Consider the following 18,439-nt stretch of genomic DNA (forward strand, 5'->3'; position numbering starts at 1 on the left):
CTTGCTTGCCAAAATGGAGGTCTTACGTCAGGGAGGAGAAGAGAGCGATCGCGCCCTTGGAGAGGGTGCATGGTTGCGGTGAAGTGCGATCTGCCGTAGGCGGCAGCGCTTCGCTATCGCGTGAGCATGAGAGAGCGGCACTGTGCGCGATCACACCAAAGGGGTACGGCGAAGCGATCGCTTGAAACCTCACCCCCAGATACAGCCTACAACTCGCCCAGTCCAAACTGACTCCTTCATAAACCTTTACAAACAGTTGAAATTCCCTCTCGTTCTATCTGGAGTCTTTGTCTAGTCTTGACTTAAAGCGTCGTAATACTCAGCCCAAAAAGAAAATTTCGGTATTGCAAGCGTATTACCCTTGACATCCCCCAATAGGAAGAGGTTAGACTCGTTGCGAACATTACAAGCATGATAATTCGACTTTCATCTCACACCCATACTCAAACATTCTTATATCAGGGAGTAACAGTTATCGAGTTGGTCAAAAGTCTATAAACCAGGCAATGTCGGGTTTATAATCTTTTCCCAAGTAAGCTGAACTCATGTGCATCCTACAAGCTTTTGGTTCACCCTGCTTATACCTGGTGGGTGAAAATGCGAGAGCGCTTGCTTTTTGAGGTAAGTGTGGGGAAGCATCCCATTACAAATAGATTCCCATTATAGGACAGGCAATAGTATCTGTCGAGTCGATGTAGCTCAGGCTTTATTTTCCGTACTGGGCGAGATTTCTGCTGGCTAAAGGATGCAATTTGGATTCTAGAGGAGATGTTTTTTCAATTGTTTCCGACTCACCAATAAGATGATTTTACGTAATTTTACGGAAGACCAGCAAGGCTCTGGAGACTAATAATAGATGAGCTAATTGTTTGATAGACAAATTCCTTTGTCTATTCGATGTAGCTTCGGCAAGATTTGCTGTACGTCGGCGAGATTTTTGCTGACATTAGGATGCGATTTGGATTCAAGATAAGACGGTTTTTCAAAAGTTTTATTTTGCATCAATTGGGTTACTACCAGTTCAGGATTTATGTCAAATTCTCAAACAGTTAGTGCGTCATACCTGCGGGGTGGCTCTGAAGATTTAGGGAAAGGGTTTTGGCAGCAATGGCAGCAGTATCAAGATTATCTTTACCATTGCTGCATCAAGTGGATGGGAGGGAACCCGACGGATGCGGAAGATGCTCTGAGTCGAGCGATGCTCAAAGCTTGGGAAAAAGTACGAAATGGTGCTAGTATTATCACCAATTTCAGAGCTTGGTTGACTACACTGACTCATAACCTCTGCATAGATATGCACCGAGAGCGCAACCGAGGCGCTTATAGGATGGAAAGTTTGGAGGTAATAGCTGAGCGCGAAAAGGAGGAACTGGTTTCTGTGTACGATACGCCAGGAAGCGCTGCATTGCGAGGCGAACTGGAAACCCAAATCCACCGTGCTATTGAGGATTTACCAGAAAGACTGCACTCTCCGTTTGTCCTGCACTTCGTTCGGGAGAAATCCTATCAGGACATTGCTCAACAGCTTGCTATCTCTTACGACAATGTTCGCAAACGCATCTCACAGGCGCGGGCAATTTTGCGAAAGCATTTGTTCGGGTATCTTGCGGGAGTGGATAACGCAACGTTTGATTTGTCTCGAAAGCTGTTGAATGCTCCTCCCTTGCCTGATGCCTCCCCGTTCGCTCAATTGAGTGAGCCAGTAGCCAAATCAGTAGCCCAAAGAGCAGTAGGAGTAAGCAATACGGGGATTGAGGAGACTGTGGAACCAACGCTGGTTAGACTGATTATTCAGGAACCAAACAGGGCAGAGCGTAAATAGACTCACCAAAGCCCATCAATTTCAAAATCTGCTGCTGTAAACAATTGAGTGGACTGATTTCTGTTGAACCGTCTCGATGAAAATACAAGGTAACACCACAAAAAACTCTGAGCAGCCGTTCGGCTGTAGGACGATTAGTGGTACGCTTGGGATTGCCATCATACAAGCCAGCTAAAGACTGTTGTTGCTCACTCAACTGACGGCGCACAACATACTCCATGAGGGTGAAAACCCGCAAAGCCAGCGTCAGTAGAAACATTAATCCTCGAATACGCTCTTCATCTTGGAAATAGATAGGAAGTGCAGGGAGACGACCTCGTTTAAACAAATGGAAGGCTCGCTCAGGTTGCCACTGTTGTCGATAGTAGAACACCGATTCTTCTAAGCTCAGCCGTTCTGGGGGTGCGTTGGTGACATAGAGCCGCCAGCCTGCCAAGGTGTGAAATTCAGCTAGAGCCGTTTCTTGTCGCTGATAGGTTAAGGTGAGCGTGGTGTGTCGGACACGACGGAAAGAACGTTCAGTAGTAGGACGACCAGGAGTGGAATAGACTTTGGGATAACGAATCTGTTTGTTAATCGTGACGTTGAGATACTCCTTGACTCGATGAGCCTCTAGCAATTTGTCAACTTTTTCCTGTAAGGTTTGAGCATCTTGACCTGGTTTTGAGGCAAGTTTCGCCAAGGCTGTCTCGACTTTTTGAAGACGCTGCTCTAAGCCCTTAATCTGGCGTGCAGCTAGGGCAGGAGAACGAATCACCAACCACCGCTCTAACCACCGATGCCACTGTTGGTTCTTTGGGTCTAGCCATAGACTACCTAAAGGAATTTCAAATCCTTCGCCGACTGGTGTCTCAGTCGTTTCTTGTGTTGGTAAGAAGATATCTTGAACAGGAGTGGGGGGATGGAAAACCCAATCGTGCAACAGTTTGGGGCGATGTCCACTCATGGCAACCGGAAAACAGTAGATACCTCCGTCTCGGTCAATTTGTCCTCGGTTAGACCAACTACAAGCTTTGGAGTCAGCTAAAAACAGAAAGTCTGTATGACCAATAATCTCAGCTAGACGCTTCCAAGTAGGAACATACAGAGGATCATCGGCACCGTTACCTGGAAGGGTAGCACTGACTAAGGGCATTCCCATGGGGTCTAACGTAGCTAGCATTTGGCGGTACTGTAGCAAGTCGGGGCGGCGGTCTTTGCTATAACCAAAGTTTAGTAGGGGTGCAGATGTTTTTTCTTGTTCTGACTCCTTTTCACTTAGCTGATGATAGACCGAAAAGCTTGTCGTGTCGCTGCGGGCGGCATCGGTGGGTAAGGAGTAGGCTCGAATTAAGTGTTGTCCTAAGAACGTTTCGATGCTTTCGATCGCTTCGTGTTGTGATGAACCTAAAACACTCAATAAGTCAGCCAGTCGGTCATCTGTGGCATCTTTGTTGCCAATCTGCCATCCTGTCGCCACTTCTAGGGTCTGATGGTGCTGGTTTACCCAACTTTCCACCGCACACAATCGGTGATCGGCTTGAGTAATGATGTAGCTTAACAACAAGATCGCCAGTTGTCCATAGCTTAATCCCTGTCGATTGCCATGTGGTGGAGGCAATTCCTCGTCAATCAGCCGTTCAATACACATCTGGGATAGCCAGTGGATGACTACTGGCAGATCATCCACTCGTTCTGATTTTGTCTGGTTCAACTCAGCCCCCTGATAGTCTCCTCAATCCTTGAATTGCTTAGTTAGACTACTCTTTGGGCTGCTGATTTGGCTACTGACTTACTCAATTGAGCGAACGGGGAGACCAGAATTCTGAGACTCTTCAAATCGAGAGACTGTTCAGGCGTTCGCTCAGCCAGGTTCGCTTTCACTGGAGTTGGCATTAGCGGTAACCGGATGGTGAAGGTTGCGCCCTGCCCTTCTCCTGGACTTTCACCCCTAACTGTACCTCCATGCAGTTCGACTAAGTGCCGCACGATCGCCAGCCCTAATCCCAGTCCACCAAACTTTCTAGTCGTCGCCGCGTTAGCTTGGCGGAAGTTTTCGGTCTACTGACATTAAAACTTAACGATCACTACTCTTCCTAATGCAATCACTCCTCCCATCTGAAAGAAGCCATGCAAAACGCCAGGATAACGAGTGTGAGGACAAAACAGCCAGCATCTGACAGCAGTTGAGCGTAGGCTTCACCTTCGCCGCGCTGAGGCACGTATGGGGGATGCTTAGGGGTGTTCGCGGTCATTAAGATGTTGGCAGGGCATAGAATTTTGTTGCGAGTAGATGAGTTGGAGGTACTCATTAAACGCTTCAAATTCTAGGGCAACTGGATTGAAAGTAATATTCTCGTTCGCTGACTAACTAAGTTCTGATGAAGCTTTTAACAGCCGCTTAACTTCATTTAGCCTGCGGCTGAGTAGCTGCTGGCAAAGCTGCAATTCCTCAGCCTTCATCTTTGAAAAATCAGCTTTCTCCAGCCCACTTAATTCCTTGGGCACTTTGGGGTGTTCTGCTGCAACTTCAGGATTGCTTTCAACCAAAAGTTCTTTAGCCCGACGGCGAATATCCTCAGCACTCCATCCGGAAGCGATCGCTTCTTGAATCACTCCTGCCCGTACTACTTTAGCCTCATCTTCCGAGCGCTTTAGTGCCTTGGCATTAAGTTGATTGAGTGCCAGCAATTTTTCAGCATCTAAGCCCTCATCCCAGGCTGCCTGTTTCAAATCATCTGGCAACTTTAGAAGGGGGAAAATATGACGGAAAATTGAGGCAGGGTTTTGTTGATGGCTAAGGAGAACATCTAGCACCGCTCGTTCTACTTCGTTCTCAACCTCTGAGAGCCACCGCAGTTGCACCTCGCGATCGGCAGTAGTGATTTGGGCGATCTCGGCTGTCCGCCTCGCCCGCTTCATACGGCTCATGAAAGCATTTAGCGCACGCGGGTATGCCAGTTCAGGAGCATCTTCCAATAAACTCCTGGCAGATGGATAGCGATGACTAATCTGCATAACCAAAAACTGCGCCAACTCCAGCTTATGAAGAGCTTTCTGATGTAAGCTTGTGGAAGCTGCTTTCGATTGAAGTTCCAGCAAGTCTAAGGATTCTCGAACAGGCAGAATAACTGACTTTAGCCCTTCTAATTCTGCAATCTGCCCTGCTCGCCAACGCCGTTCTCCATCGAAGAGCAAATAAGCAGCATTAATATTGAACAGTGGTTGGTTAAGGTCAAACAATCCCTGTTGAGCATAGGCTGTAAGTTGATCTCGGTTTTGCTGTGTTAGTTCAATCAGCAGAACTGGCTCTAGCTGCCCTTCAAGTCGGAGAATATTTGCAAAAGCTTCTTGATCTGCTTTAGTAAAAATTAGCCTTGGCTGAAGTGGATTCCGCGTAATTTGCTCAAAGGCAATAATCTTAACTCCCTGCTTCTCAGATAACTCAGCAATGAGGGTTTGGATCTTAGCCTCTAGCTCAATTCGTTCATCAGCACCTAAATCACCCGCTTTTAGCTGTGCAATTTCTGCCTCTAGCTCCTCAATGCGTCCTTTCAACTGAAATACTTGCTGGCTCTTCCCAGCCCCAGCAAAAAGATCTGAGGCGTTAACTGATGCAGGTTTTCCCATATTCTGACTTTCCTACCAATCTAATTTCTGCAAATTTTGACTTTACTTTGCTTTTAATAGCTGAGTAACTTTAGCGACAATCGGATCGAAGGACTTTGAAACCTTATCCCCCGGTCGGTGTAGATGAACTGGTAAGCCCACACTACTAGCACTGAGAAAATAACCCGACTCACGGATTGGAGGGAAACAGTAAATTCCCATACTTTCAAGGACTTTAGGTAGTGTAGTACTGGCATCAATTTTAGGATTGGGCTTGCCGTCTTCCTTAAGTCCAAGCAGATTGCGATGTAAAGCCAAGCTAAGATCGACTCGTGAAGGGACAAAGCCCAAAATCTCAGGATGAGGCTTTAACCGCAGATCTTCTACTTTTTCATAATACCAACTCAACATATTTGCGGAACTCTTTGAGTCTTTCGGTTCTGGCTTAATTGCAACCAAAACATGCGTACAAGCAGCAAGAGCCAGTAACCCCATCGGTTCGAGTGAAGCGGGTGTATCAAAAATAATAATATCTGCCTCGATTGGATAGTCTTCCAAGCGATCGCGTAGAACTTCATAGGGTCTTGTATGTAAATGAAGCCCTCGAATTGCTGTATGAAGTGGAGGACCGCCCCGAATTACTTGAATTGTGCCAACGCGGTCTGTCCAAACGGGTAGCAGGGGATATTGACCCTTGAAGGAGCGCTCAAAAATGACGGCAATCGAATCCTGAACTTCATCAGATTCTAAGTCTGGAACTCCAGTGAATAGAGTAATTGAACCATTGGGATCGAGTTCGATCAAGACAACCTTGTATCCTTTACTTGCAAGTGCATACCCTAAATGAGTCGTTAAGGTGGTCTTACCACTTCCACCTGTGTTGGACTCGATCGCGATTCTGATTTGACGCATACTGCTATCTAGTATCACTACATTTTCTGAGAGGTTGGCGATGCCTAAATTCATTTAACAAGCTGTCACTGTTGACTTCTAGCAAATTCTTTAGCTAACTATTGCGGTAATTTTGTAGCGTACCGCAGCGCTGCGATACGGATAAATTAGTTCTATAGTACTGGGGAGTAGTTCATGTGAGTTAGCCCTTCTGCAATTTCAAGACTAATCTTAATGCTGAACTAGAGGAGCAAGGCGAAAAATAGTATCCTACAGGAGCTTTACCCAATTAGTATATTACGTACCGCAGTGCTGCGGTACTTTGCTGCTCAACCAATCCCCTAATGCCAGCAACTCTTGACTCATGGTGCTAAAAGTTCGCGTTTCTCCTCCATCTCTCCAGTACTGGCTGTAATTAGACAGCAAGCGACCACAGTCTTCTTGTGTACACCTAATCCGGTACAACGTGGATTGGTGACTTCCATTTATGGATTCAAAACGGCATCAATCGCCCGCTCGATTAAGTCCACCGCCTCAACTCCATAGTGGTAAGTCTTAAATCGCATTCCCTCCACAACTTCGAGTTGTTTCGACGGGCGATGTCCAAACTTATCTTCATAGAGCCGCAAAGCCAGACTGCCGATAGAAGTCATCTGCCCTTTTGTCGCCCCAAGTTTTCGCTCACGCAATCGGCTGGCAATGGTAACAAACTTTCCCTGTTTCCCTTGGCTCACTCCACCTGCTGCACCCAAGCTCCCCATCGCACCCGTCAAATCTTTTTCTTGTGTAAGCAGGAACTGGCTCAACTGCGTGTAGCAGCGAGCGGGTTTATCTGTCGCCACCGCCATTTGAAGCGTTTCGGGTTGTCCCACCGCAATAAACGTTCCAACCGCCCGCGTCATAGTGGTGTAAAGTAACTGATGGGTGAGCATCCTGCGGTTGGACTTCTGTAGAGGCATGATGACATATTGAAATTCACTGCCTTGAGATTTGTGGCAGGTCAGACAGTAGGCATGGGCAATCTGATCGAAGTTACTAGGTAAGTAGTCAACGCACGCACCGCCTTCAAATTCCACTGTCACTCGCTTCTGCTTTGCCTCCACGGCGACTACCCAACCACTCTCTCCATTCATCACCGCTGGAGTCATATCGTATCTATTCACTAACTGAATCATGCGATCGCCAACACAGTCGGCGACATCCATCCAAGATGAAAGCTCCTTAAACTGATGCAGTGCTGGCACCTTCCCAGAAAGTACTTCTTCGGCGGCGTAAATAATCGGGCTTTCGTACTGCTGCCCATAGATAGTCGGCAATTGAGTCGTGGGTATTAGCTCCGATAGTATCAAGTCCCGCAGCACCATCCCAGCTCCCACACTGGGAAGCTGGTTGGAATCGCCGACGAGTAAGATTCTGGTGGTCGGTTTTAAAGCTTTCAGCAAGGTTGTCTTCCCGTTCGTACCAGCGACAACCAAAACCACCAACATGCCAAATCACTCCGAACAGATCGCTCTGGCTTAATTGCTCAGCCCAGCGAGTATTCTCCTCAAAACCAGGAGTAGAATACGGGAACAGTCTGACTTCTTTTGCTGTGTGTCCTGCCAACAGGACACGATTTACCTTGTACTAATCTAGCACGTTGACAAATTCTAGCCGACTGGATTTTGTCAGCACTCACCATGAGTCAGGGGTTTGAACGTCTGGCTTCGGCAAGAACATACTTTAGATATCTCATCTCAGTTCGCTTTCAGAGAATTGTAACCCGTCAAAAAGGTGCGATCGCACCGCGCTAGCTCAATCGCAACTATTTTTCCCACTGGGTATCCCCAGCAAGCCTTTAGAGCGGCAGCGGCATTTTTGTTAGTTAGAGTATAATTGCTATGAAGCGCAAAGTAGATGAGAAGCGATCACACCCCGTTAAATCCCCTAGAACTCATTCATCCTCCCTTACCTCAAGCTGGTAAATCCTCAAGCTAGGATGTTCTGGCATCAACCGCCAGTAACAACCAATGGGAGGTTGTGAGGGTCGTTCTCCACACCGATAGAGAAAAACTGGCTCATCCTTCAGTAGTCTAGTGAGAGTCGTCTTCAATAAGTTTTGGTCGCCACTATCCCAAATGATATGAGAGCGACCGAAGTATCTGGCATGGAGCAAACTACTCATCAGCCATTCCATCACAGGTTGAATCTGTTCTAAAGAAAGACCAATGCTGGCTTGTCCATAGCTCTCAATAGTTGGCTGGGCTGGTGCTGGCTGCAACAGAGAACGGATAATGTTCAAGAGTTTCATGGGATAAGTGATGCACACAACTCAGTTTAGTGTTCCCAAGCTGAAGGGCGATCGCACATCAGAGTTCTAGGGGATTTATCCGAGGCGATCGCTTTCACGTTTTGTCAAATTGTAACTGACATGGCTTTGTGTGCATTTCCTTCAAGTAGCTCCAACTCAACTGAAGTTAAAGCTTTATTGCTCATTCGGCGTAAATCTTGCAACACTGGCTCAACATTATCAAATTTAAAGTATTCCGTTAATTTGCCGATTTTATAATTAAACTTCTGATACCTGTGCTTAAAGTACAGCTCCACATTTCCTCGATGCTCCCAAGTATCCATTAGTTGGATTTCCACTGATTTGTAGTGAGCCGCTAAATCTCTTTGGATTTCAGCCACTCGTTCCTCAATGGATCGCTTAGTAATAAAGAAAATGCACGTTAGTTATTTATTAAGATGCGGGACTCTCCTACCCATGTTCTCAAAAATTTTTGAGACCCGCTTCCCCACACTCTTGATCCGGCAGACGGCACAAATATCTTGTAGAGCTTGTAATGCAGACAACCCACGTTATTAAGTCAAGTAACATCTGTCTTCAAGGGTCAAGGACAAAGCTTACCCGCAAGCGATCGATAACCTATGGCATCATTAGTACTCTAGGTCGCCACAAATACTCGACGCAGGTTGATTTCTCCTTCAGGGCTGAGCAGTCAGTGACGGACATCAGCAGCAGTGCCAGAATAGAGCAACCAGTTAGCAGGGTTGGCGCGATCGGGCAAAAGACAATTAGCTTTAATCTTCAGCCTACATTACTAATCAAGACTGTGTTCAATGCTGCAAGTATGTGCGTAGCGTTCTCTGAAGGAGAAAGTTGTCTGTTTATGGATACAGAACACCAACAGGACTATTTGAAGCTGATTAATGCAGTTTTGAAAGCAACAGAAGACAGTAAAGACAATCCCCAAGTTGTGTATGCTCTGCTACAAGCTCACCTAGATCTACTAGATGATAACTTTGCTGTAGTTTTACGAAACTGGGCAACGGCAACTCTACTGGAAATGGAGCTAGAGCAAGCAAAACACACAGCAATAAACATTGGTAATTTCAGTGTCCTGATTTCAGATTTCCCGCTAGGTGAATGGGCTAGCAATCTAGAAATTGCCATTACAGGTTATGAAGTTGTTAGAACAGTCTTTACTCGCCAAGCTTTCCCTCAAGAATGGGCTACCACTCAAATCAATCTAGGCGCTGCATACCGTAACCGCATCCGGGGAGAAAAAGCAGAGAATTTGGAAAGAGCTATCTACTGCCAATTAACAGCCTTGGAAGTATACACTCGTCAGACCTTACCGCAAGAATGGGCTACTACAAAAATTTCTCTAGGCAATGCTTACTCTGAACGCATTAGGGCAGAAAGAGCAGAGAATTTGGAAGAAGCTATCCGCTGTTACTTAGCTGCTTTAGAAGTAAGCAACCGTGAAGTTATGGCAGAACTATGGGTATATGCCAAAATTGGTTTCGGTACTGCCTATCTTTATCGAATTCGAGGAGAGAGGGCAGAGAATTTGGAAACAGCTATCCAGTGTTATTTAGATGCCTTAGAGGTATGTACTCGTGAAGCTTTTCCTCAAAGATGGGCTGCTATCCAGATCAATCTGGGTCTTGCCTATAACGAACGTGTTTGGGGGGAGAGAGCAGAGAATTTGGAAAAAGCCATTGGCTGTCATTCATCTGCTTTAGAGGAATATACCCGCGAGGCTTACCCCGAACTATGGGCACGAACCCAACTCAATCTGGGTTATGCCTACTTCTACCGCATTCTAGGGGAGAGTGCAGAGAATTTAGAAATAGCAATCTGTTGCTTCTCAGATGCATTGAAGGAATATACACGCCAAGCCTTCTCGGAACGGTGGGCAGATACTAAACACAATCTAGGTCTTGCTTACACTTACCGCATTCGAGGGGAAATGGCACAGAATTTGGAAGCTGCAATCGGTTGTTTTTTAGATGCATTAGAGATACGAACTCGCGACGCTTTTCCTGAAAAATGGGCAGAAACCCAAATAAACTTGAGTCTCGCCTACCGTTACCGCCTCTGGCAAGAGAGGGCAGAAAATTTGGAAAAGGCAATCCACTGTTTATTAGAAGGATTGGAGGTTAATACCTACAACGCCTTTCCCCGAAAATGGGCTATTAGCCAAATCAATTTGGGTTCTACTTACTGCGGACGAATTAGAGGTGATAAGGCAGAGAATCTGGAAACAGCAATCCACTGCTACTTAGCTGCCTTAGAAGTAATTACCCCTAACACCTTTCCCCAACAATGGGCTGAAACACAGAAGAATCTCGGTAATGCCTACCGTGAGCGGATTCAAGGTGATAAGGCAGAGAATTTGCAAACAGCAATCCACTGTTACTTAGCTGCCTTAGAAGTAAGTACCCGTGAAGCTTTTCCTAAAAATCATGCAGTAGCTCAATTCAATCTTGGTCTTGCCTATCAATCGGCTCAACAGTTGCCCAATGCCTACAGTGCCTTTAGATCCGCTATTGAAACCGTAGAATTCTTACGAGGAGAAATCTTATCGGGTTCTGGAATAGAAGAGGACAAACAAAAACTCGCTGAACAATGGAATGAACTCTATCAAGGCATTGTCGAAGTTTGCCTAGAACTGGATAACCTCACTGAAGCAATAGAATACATCGAACGTAGCAGAACCCGTAACCTTGTCGAACTCCTTGCTAGTCGTAACCTCTACCCCAAAGGCGAGATTCCCCAACCTGTCCTTAAGCAACTAAATCGCCTGCGCCGAGAAATAGCTGCTCAACAGCGACAGATTGAGCCGAGTGGCAGAATATCAGACCAGCAGAGGATTAGGGGAGATGAACAGAATCGCCCCATAGCTGCAATCCCAGACCACAGCCGCTTAAACGCCCTCCGCGAACAACTGGATAACCTGATAATGCAGCAAATTCAGCCCATTGACTCCACGTTTTCGCTCACCCAACGAATCGAACCTATCAGCTATCAGCAGATCCGGAACTTGTTACCCGACGATCAAACTGCCCTAATCGAGTGGTACATCACAGGCAATACCTTCATCACTGCCATCATCACCCGCGACGCAACTTCTCCCCGCATCTGGCAATCCACCTCAGATGACTTACAAGCCTTGCTTAATTGGCTCGATCAATATCTTACCGACTACTCCCGACAAAAAGACCAATGGCGCGAGGGCTTGGAGAGCCGCCTCAAAGAACTTGCCGATATTCTCCATGTAGATCAAATCTTCTCCTATCCCCAACTGGAGAACTGCGAGCGCCTGATTCTCATTCCCCATCGCTTTCTGCACCTGTTACCCCTTCATGCCTTACCTTTAGCAAATCGGGAATCGGGAAGGGAAAATGGGGAGGAAGAATCTTCCTGTGTTCCCCTGCCTTGCCTCCTCGACAGATTCTCTCGCGGAGTCAGCTACGCCCCCAGTTGTCAACTGCTGCAACTGACACAAAACCAAAAACGCCCCAATTTCACCTACCTATTTGCCATCCAAAACCCCACAGGCGACTTGGACTACACCGATATTGAAGTCGCAACCATCCGTCAGAGGTTTTACCCATGCGATCGCGTTTTAGTCCAAGACGCTGCCAAAAAAGCCAGCCTTGGCTCCCATCGCCTGGAAGATGCTAACCTTGCCCACTTCTCCTGTCACGCCTATTTCAATTTTGAAGACCCCCTCCGTTCGGCACTGCTGCTAGCTGATTGCCAGATTACCCCCGCACCTGCTGATGCCAACCCACCCCGGTATCTACCCTTGAAAGATGGCTCAGTCCTTGACTTACAAGGGTGTCTCACCTTGGGGGAAATCTTTGCCCTGGAGCTGTCTCAATGTCGTCTAGTCACCCTTAGTGCTTGTGAAACGGGCTTAACGGACTTTAGAAACGTTAGCGATGAATACATTAGCCTGCCTGCGGGCTTTCTCTATGCAGGCAGTCCGAGTGTGGTTGCTAGCCTTTGGGCAGTCAACGACCTGTCCACGGCGTTGTTGATGATTAAGTTCTATGAGAATCTCTTTGACGATACCCCTGTTGCCGTTGCCCTCAACTCTGCCCAACTGTGGCTGCGGGATAGTTCCCAGACAGAATTGTTGAAGTGGACACAGCAGCTAAATTTGAATAAGCATTTCCAGCAACGAATCCAACAGGAACTAGATTGGTTTGAAGGGGATGAACAACCTTTTAGTAATCCTGGGTATTGGGCGGCATTTTGTGCAGTTGGAGAGTAATGAACCAACAACGACAGCAAGATTATCTAAATCTGATCAATGCAGTACTGAGTTGTCCCAATGGCGAGGGAAGCTACCAAGTTATAGCCAAAATTTTCTACTCAACCAATTGCAATGGACACTTTCGATACCTACACTGATTTCTTACTTGAGGTACTAAGGGCGATTCATGATAGCAACGGTGATTCGCAGAAAGTGTACCCACTTCTGCAAGCGAATCTGGAAAAACTAGATGCTAATTTAGCTCAATCATTGCGAGGCTGGGTAAAACGCTACTTTTCCAAAGGAGCTGCGAACCAAACAGAACCAGTTGCCGAACTAATTGTTCGTTTCAGCGATCTGATTGAACAGCTTTCGACAGGGAACAGAGGTAACAATCTGGAGATTGCAATCATTGGATATCAGAGCGCTTTGCAGGTTTATACTCATGGGACGTTCCTCAACCAAAGCGAGGGAAGTTCAGACTACGTTAGGGCTATTGCCAGCCGAGGAGAAACCTATCGTTTAGTAAAACGGTATGACGAGGCATTAGCCGACTTTGACCGAGCTATCGAGCTAGATCCTAACTACGCTTTTGCTTTTGCCAGTCGAGGGGAAACCTATCGCTTACTAGGACAATATGACAAAGCGTTAGCTGACTTCGATCGAGCTATCGATTTAGACTCCTATTACACTTTTGCTCTCGCTAGTCGAGGCTGGGTTTATATGGCACTAAATTGCTACAACGAGGCATTAGCTGACTTCGACCGAGCTATTGAGCTAGACCCTAACTACGTTTTTGCCCTCAGCAATCGAGGCGAGATTTATCGTTTACTAGGACACTATAACGAGGCATTAGCTGACTTTGATAAAGCTATTGCCGTTTATGAATCAGCCTTAGAAGGCTACACATTGGAAGGGTTCGCAGAACAGTGGGCGGCAATCCAAATCAAGCTGGGTAATACCTACCAAAAACGCATCCAAGGCGAACGGTCAGAAAATATCGATTTTGCTATCCAATGTTACGAAAAGGCTCTACAAGTCTATTCTCAAGAAGCCTTTCCAGAGAAATGGGCAGAAACTCATAAGCATTTAGCTAGTGCCTATGTAGGGCGTATCAATGGAGAGAAGGCGGAAAATCTTGAACAGACAATCACTTACTGTGAAAAGGCTTTGCAAGTTTTTACCCGTGAAGCCTTCTTACACCAATGGAGCTCGATTCAAGTTTTCCTGGCAGTTGTGTACAGAGATCGCATTCATGGTAACCAAGCAGAAAATATTGAAAAAGCAATCGCTTGTTGCCAAAATGCGTTGCTGGTTTTTACCCGCGAAGCGTTCCCCGAAGAGTGGGCTATTAACCAAGTGCTTCTGGCAAGTGTTTATTGCGATAGCATTGGTTTTGAGCAAGCAGAAAATATTGAAAAAGCAATCGCTTGCTGCCAAAATGCCTTGCAGGTTTTAACTCGTGAAGCGTTCCCCCAAGATTGGGCTACAACTCAACAGACTTTGGCTGAGGCTTATCTCAATCGTACTATTGGTGTTCCCGAAAACAACCGGAAACAATCAATTGCCTATTGTCAAAATGCCTTGCAAATTTATACATTTGAAACTTCCCCCCAAAAATGGGCAATAACCCAAAACCTCCTGGGAGGTGCTTATATCGATCTCACAAGAGGTGAGCGAGCAGAGAATATAGAAAAATCGATTACCTCTCATCAAAATGCCTTGAAAGTTTACACATCTGAAGCTTTTCCCCAAGATTGGGCAGGAACCCAAAACCTCCTTGGAATTGCCTATAGAGAGCGCATCTGGGGTGAGCGTTGTGAAAATCTTGAAAAAGCAATTACCTGCTATGAAAACGCCCTACAGGTTTACACGTTTGAATCTTTGCCAACAGCTTGGGCTATAACTCAAACCAATCTTGGGAATGTTTACGGTGAGCGCATTTGTGGTGAGCGGTCTGAGAATCTTGAAAAAGCAATTACCTGCCATGAAAATGCTTTGCGGGTTTTTACTTGTGTAGCTTTCCCCGAAAATTACTTAGAAGCTTCATTCAACCTGGGCATCGTTTACTTAATAGCAAAACAGTTTGGTAAGGCTTACAACGTCTTGGAATCTGCAATTGAAACTACAGCAGATTTGCTGAGTTTGGAGCAGTGGATGTACGATATATTACCCAAAACCAAGGAATTGACCTCAAAGTATCCTGATAATATTCAAGTTTGGAGAGCCGGGGAATTTATATATAAGAAGATTCTCTATGGCAAGCGAACTCAAGCTAAGAGGGTATCAGCGGAGAGATGGGCTAGGCTCTACTCCAGCATGGTCGAAGTTTGCCTAGAACTGGCTCCTGCTGAACCGCAATACTATGCGAAGGCTATTGAATATGTTGAGCGCAACAAGACTCGCAACTTGGCACAACTCCTTAATTGTACGTTGAACACTCCACAAAAGGTTGCTCCCATCTCCTTTAAAGAGATTCAAGACCTTTTAGATGAAAGGACTGCTATTGTAGAATGGCATATTGCGCCTGAAAGATTTCAGACGTTTATTGTTACCCACCACAGGTCTATCCCCGTAGTCTGGCAATCTGGTTCTGAAGAGTCTCAAGCCTTGATTAGCTGGATTACCGAATATTTCGACTATATCGGCGACAAGTCCCATTTGCAAAAACAACTCACAGACCGCCTCAAAAAACTCAGCGAGATTCTACATCTGGATCAGATCCTGGACTTGATACCAGAAACCTGTGATCAAGTGATTCTGATTCCCCATTGGTTCTTGCATCGGCTTCCTCTCCATGCCTTACCTTTGCCTGATGGCTCTTGCGTCATAGACTGCTTTCCCCGAGGTGTGCGCTATGCCCCTAGCTGCCAGTTGTTACAACTAGCTCAAAACCAGCACCGCCCTGACTTCAGCTACTTCTTTGCTGTTCAAGATCCCAGCCAAGACTTAGCGTACTCTAATCTTGAGGTGGAAACTATTCGTCACTACTTTCAACCAGCTAATCATGTTCTAGTCAAAGATGCCGCAACAAAAGAAGCTTTAAACAAATTTCCTTACGTAGATCACCTGCGCTCTGCTCACTGCATTCACTTCGCCTGTCACGGTTCCTTTGACTTTGTATTCCCTCTACAATCCCATCTGAAATTAGCTGATAAACCGCTTTTCTTGAGAGAAATCTTTAACCTCGACCTCAATCAATGCCGCTTAGTCACTCTCTCAGCCTGTGAAACGGGCTTATCGGATATCACTATCAGCGATGAATACATTAGCTTACCTAGCGGCTTTTTGTATGCTGGTGCTGCTAGTGTCGTTAGTACCCTCTGGACGGTGGACGACATAGCATCGGCATTACTGATGATCCGGTTCTATGAGAATCTCCAGACCGACTTAACCGTTGCCGTTGCCCTCAATATCGCCCAAACCTGGCTCCGAGATGCCACTACAGCCGAATTACAGGCATGGGCAGATCACTTAAAATTAGCATCAGAGCTATCTCAACAGATTGAGGAGGCCCTAGACTGGTTTGACTCTGACGAAAAACCCTTCCAAGCTCCATACTATTGGGCAGCCTTCTGCACCATTGGGCAGTAACTTTTAGGCTCTCAATTCTACAAATTTAACCCTCCTAGGAGCATCACCAGTAAACCTCTAATACCAAAATCGCATGATCTCTGACCCCCTGCTTCAAGCTCTCCCCGTCCTCCTGGAAACCAAACCCGAACTGTTTTCGGCTGCCGACCTCCAAAACTTGCAGCAAACGTTAGCTCCCTTAGAGAATGACCTTCCAGAAAACGCCGACGAGATTCTCAGGGAGTGGTGTAAAGCACGACGCTCCATCCGAGATGCACTGAGAAACTTAGCAAGCGATCGCAAAGAACTCGGTAAAATAGCTTCCAATCAGTCTGACCAGGACAAGCGCGTAACCAACTTTTTCCAAGAGTTACGCCAACAAGTGCAAGATACACTTAACAAAAAATCTAATCAGGGAGAAACCCCTAACAAATAATACCAATGTCTTCCCAAGTCTATGCTCCCAATGTTCATTTATTTGCCTTTCATCTGAAGAAAGAGCGCCAGACAAGTAACTCAACAGCCAATTCAGACGACGAGAAATTACTTTGGGACAAATGCGAAAAAATCCTAGAAAGATTCGAGAGTTCTAAGAAAAAATTTTCCGTTGAGGATAAAGAGGAGTATCGGGTTGATCTACTAAAAGATAAACCCGACGATGATGATGCGGCTCTTCCCTTTGAGGGGAAAGTTTATCCAGATAACACGTCATTACCAATCGCTGGACGCGCTTATCCACTTAGGATTCACGATACCTATGCCTTAGCACTAAATATCCGCCGTCCTGAAGAAGAAGTTCAGAAAAAGACAAAACCTGTCCCTCTTAGCTTTCTGGGACTCTTAAACCCCAATGGCTGCTTAATGCCCCATGAAATAAAGAGTTCTTTAGGGCAAACTCTCCTATTAACTGTATGGTACACCGCAGAAAAACAATGGATTCCCTGGAAATCACAAAAAAATCGACAAGAATTAAGACAACTAGCTGACGAGTGTTTGAGAGAGTTCGTTCCTAAACCCTTACCTGTTCCTAAATTTAATAAGGAAGGTGAACTATTCAAAAGCCCTATCTATGAATATGGCAGCTTTAGCCAATTAGGAGAATCGTGCCATATTTTAGTTTGGATTTACTGCGAACCAGAAACCAGCGAGAATTTCATAGATTACTATAACTACTTTATTAACTTATTTTGCTATCGACATAAAGTCATAGGTGCTTACCAACGCAGCCGTAAAATACAGCAAATTGTTTTTCAGGAGTATAAAAGTAGTGAGCAATATATTGATGAAATATTACCTCAAGTTACAGTTAATAATACCTTGAACCAAGATGATCTAGATAAATTTAAAAACCATCTAAAACAAATTCCAAAAAAACATTTAGAATATTCCCGTTTAATCCGTGACTTAGAGCATTATCGGCTGACAATTGAGATTAACGCCCAAAACTATCAGAGAGAGCTGAGGGACATCCAGAGCCAACTTCCTGGCGAAAATCTCAGCTTCCTAGAAACTTTTTTATCAGAAGACTGCCGTCTATTTACCGAACAGATTCAAGCTGACTTAGGTTATTTTGGGCATGGTGTCGGGTTGTTAGAAAAAACTCTGACAGCCATCCAGGGACGGGTGGGAATTGAACAAGCAGAACGTGATCGCGCCTTGCAAAACACTATCCAAGCAGTAGGCTTTGGTATAGGTGCTGCTGGAGTAGTAGCAACTGGTGTTCCCTACTTATGGAAGCAACCAGACAAGCAACCAGAAACCCTAACCCCCTTCATCTCAGTTGTGCTGTTAAGTTTGGTTGCAGGCTTAGTAACTTGGGGTTTAGTTAGTGTAGTGATGAACAGCAAACGCCTGATAACAGGAGTCAAGCAGCGGCTGCCACACCGCATCGGCACAGCAAGAAACCAAGCTAGCTTGCCGAGTTCCCAAAATCCAGAAATTTCGCCTGTTTCTCAGCAAAAGGAAAAAGATCGATCACATTAAACCCCGAACACTACCCAAGCACATTTGTTGCAGTGGACATATCTAAAAT

At 45.8% G+C, this 18,439-nt stretch carries 12 protein-coding genes and 1 pseudogene; 5 read left to right on the forward strand and 8 right to left on the reverse strand.

Annotation, left to right across the window (positions count from 1 at the left end; all coding sequences use genetic code 11):
* Positions 1 to 22: 22 nt before the first annotated feature.
* Complete coding sequence (locus NDI48_24870; GenBank protein MEP0834401.1) at positions 23 to 226, reverse strand: hypothetical protein; 204 nt, start codon at positions 224 to 226, stop codon at positions 23 to 25.
* An 804-nt stretch (positions 227 to 1,030) separates the two neighbouring features.
* Between NDI48_24870 and NDI48_24875 the strand changes: the two genes are divergently transcribed.
* Positions 1,031 to 1,822 (forward strand): sigma-70 family RNA polymerase sigma factor, encoded by a 792-nt coding sequence (locus NDI48_24875; GenBank protein ID MEP0834402.1) that lies wholly within the window; start codon positions 1,031 to 1,033, stop codon positions 1,820 to 1,822.
* Here the strand turns inward: NDI48_24875 and NDI48_24880 are convergent.
* From NDI48_24880 to NDI48_24910, 7 genes and pseudogenes are all read right to left on the reverse strand, one after another.
* Complete coding sequence (locus NDI48_24880) at positions 1,788 to 3,515, reverse strand: IS1634 family transposase (GenBank protein ID MEP0834403.1); 1,728 nt, start codon at positions 3,513 to 3,515, stop codon at positions 1,788 to 1,790. The genes NDI48_24875 and NDI48_24880 overlap by 35 nt on opposite strands.
* Before the next feature lie 41 nt (positions 3,516 to 3,556).
* Positions 3,557 to 3,817: pseudogene (locus NDI48_24885) on the reverse strand (ATP-binding protein).
* A 351-nt stretch (positions 3,818 to 4,168) separates the two neighbouring features.
* The gene (locus NDI48_24890; GenBank protein MEP0834404.1) at positions 4,169 to 5,431 is read right to left on the reverse strand and encodes a hypothetical protein; all 1,263 of its coding nucleotides are present in this window, start codon (positions 5,429 to 5,431) and stop codon (positions 4,169 to 4,171) included.
* Between the two features lie 42 nt (positions 5,432 to 5,473).
* The gene (locus tag NDI48_24895) at positions 5,474 to 6,376 is read right to left on the reverse strand and encodes a ParA family protein (GenBank protein ID MEP0834405.1); all 903 of its coding nucleotides are present in this window, start codon (positions 6,374 to 6,376) and stop codon (positions 5,474 to 5,476) included.
* A gap of 410 nt (positions 6,377 to 6,786) precedes the next feature.
* Positions 6,787 to 7,788, reverse strand: a complete 1,002-nt coding sequence (locus tag NDI48_24900) for an ATP-dependent RecD-like DNA helicase (protein MEP0834406.1) — start codon at positions 7,786 to 7,788, stop codon at positions 6,787 to 6,789.
* 446 nt (positions 7,789 to 8,234) lie between these two features.
* The gene (locus NDI48_24905; protein MEP0834407.1) at positions 8,235 to 8,591 is read right to left on the reverse strand and encodes a hypothetical protein; all 357 of its coding nucleotides are present in this window, start codon (positions 8,589 to 8,591) and stop codon (positions 8,235 to 8,237) included.
* A gap of 104 nt (positions 8,592 to 8,695) precedes the next feature.
* The gene (locus tag NDI48_24910) at positions 8,696 to 8,971 is read right to left on the reverse strand and encodes a hypothetical protein (protein MEP0834408.1); all 276 of its coding nucleotides are present in this window, start codon (positions 8,969 to 8,971) and stop codon (positions 8,696 to 8,698) included.
* A gap of 155 nt (positions 8,972 to 9,126) precedes the next feature.
* On the opposite strand from NDI48_24910, the gene NDI48_24915 reads away from it, so the two are divergent.
* The 4 genes from NDI48_24915 to NDI48_24930 all read left to right on the forward strand — a co-directional run bounded on the left by NDI48_24915 (position 9,127) and on the right by NDI48_24930 (position 18,390).
* A complete protein-coding gene (locus NDI48_24915; protein ID MEP0834409.1) occupies positions 9,127 to 12,852 on the forward strand; it encodes a CHAT domain-containing protein in 3,726 nt (1,241 codons plus the stop codon).
* 114 nt (positions 12,853 to 12,966) lie between these two features.
* Positions 12,967 to 16,428, forward strand: coding sequence for a CHAT domain-containing protein (locus NDI48_24920; GenBank protein MEP0834410.1), 3,462 nt, complete (start codon positions 12,967 to 12,969; stop codon positions 16,426 to 16,428).
* Between the two features lie 73 nt (positions 16,429 to 16,501).
* The gene (locus NDI48_24925; GenBank protein ID MEP0834411.1) at positions 16,502 to 16,843 is read left to right on the forward strand and encodes a hypothetical protein; all 342 of its coding nucleotides are present in this window, start codon (positions 16,502 to 16,504) and stop codon (positions 16,841 to 16,843) included.
* A 5-nt stretch (positions 16,844 to 16,848) separates the two neighbouring features.
* Positions 16,849 to 18,390, forward strand: a complete 1,542-nt coding sequence (locus NDI48_24930; protein MEP0834412.1) for a hypothetical protein — start codon at positions 16,849 to 16,851, stop codon at positions 18,388 to 18,390.
* The last annotated feature ends 49 nt before the right edge of the window (positions 18,391 to 18,439 follow it).

The organism is Microcoleus sp. AS-A8 (genome assembly GCA_039962225.1).
Lineage (GTDB): Bacteria > Cyanobacteriota > Cyanobacteriia > Cyanobacteriales > Coleofasciculaceae > Allocoleopsis.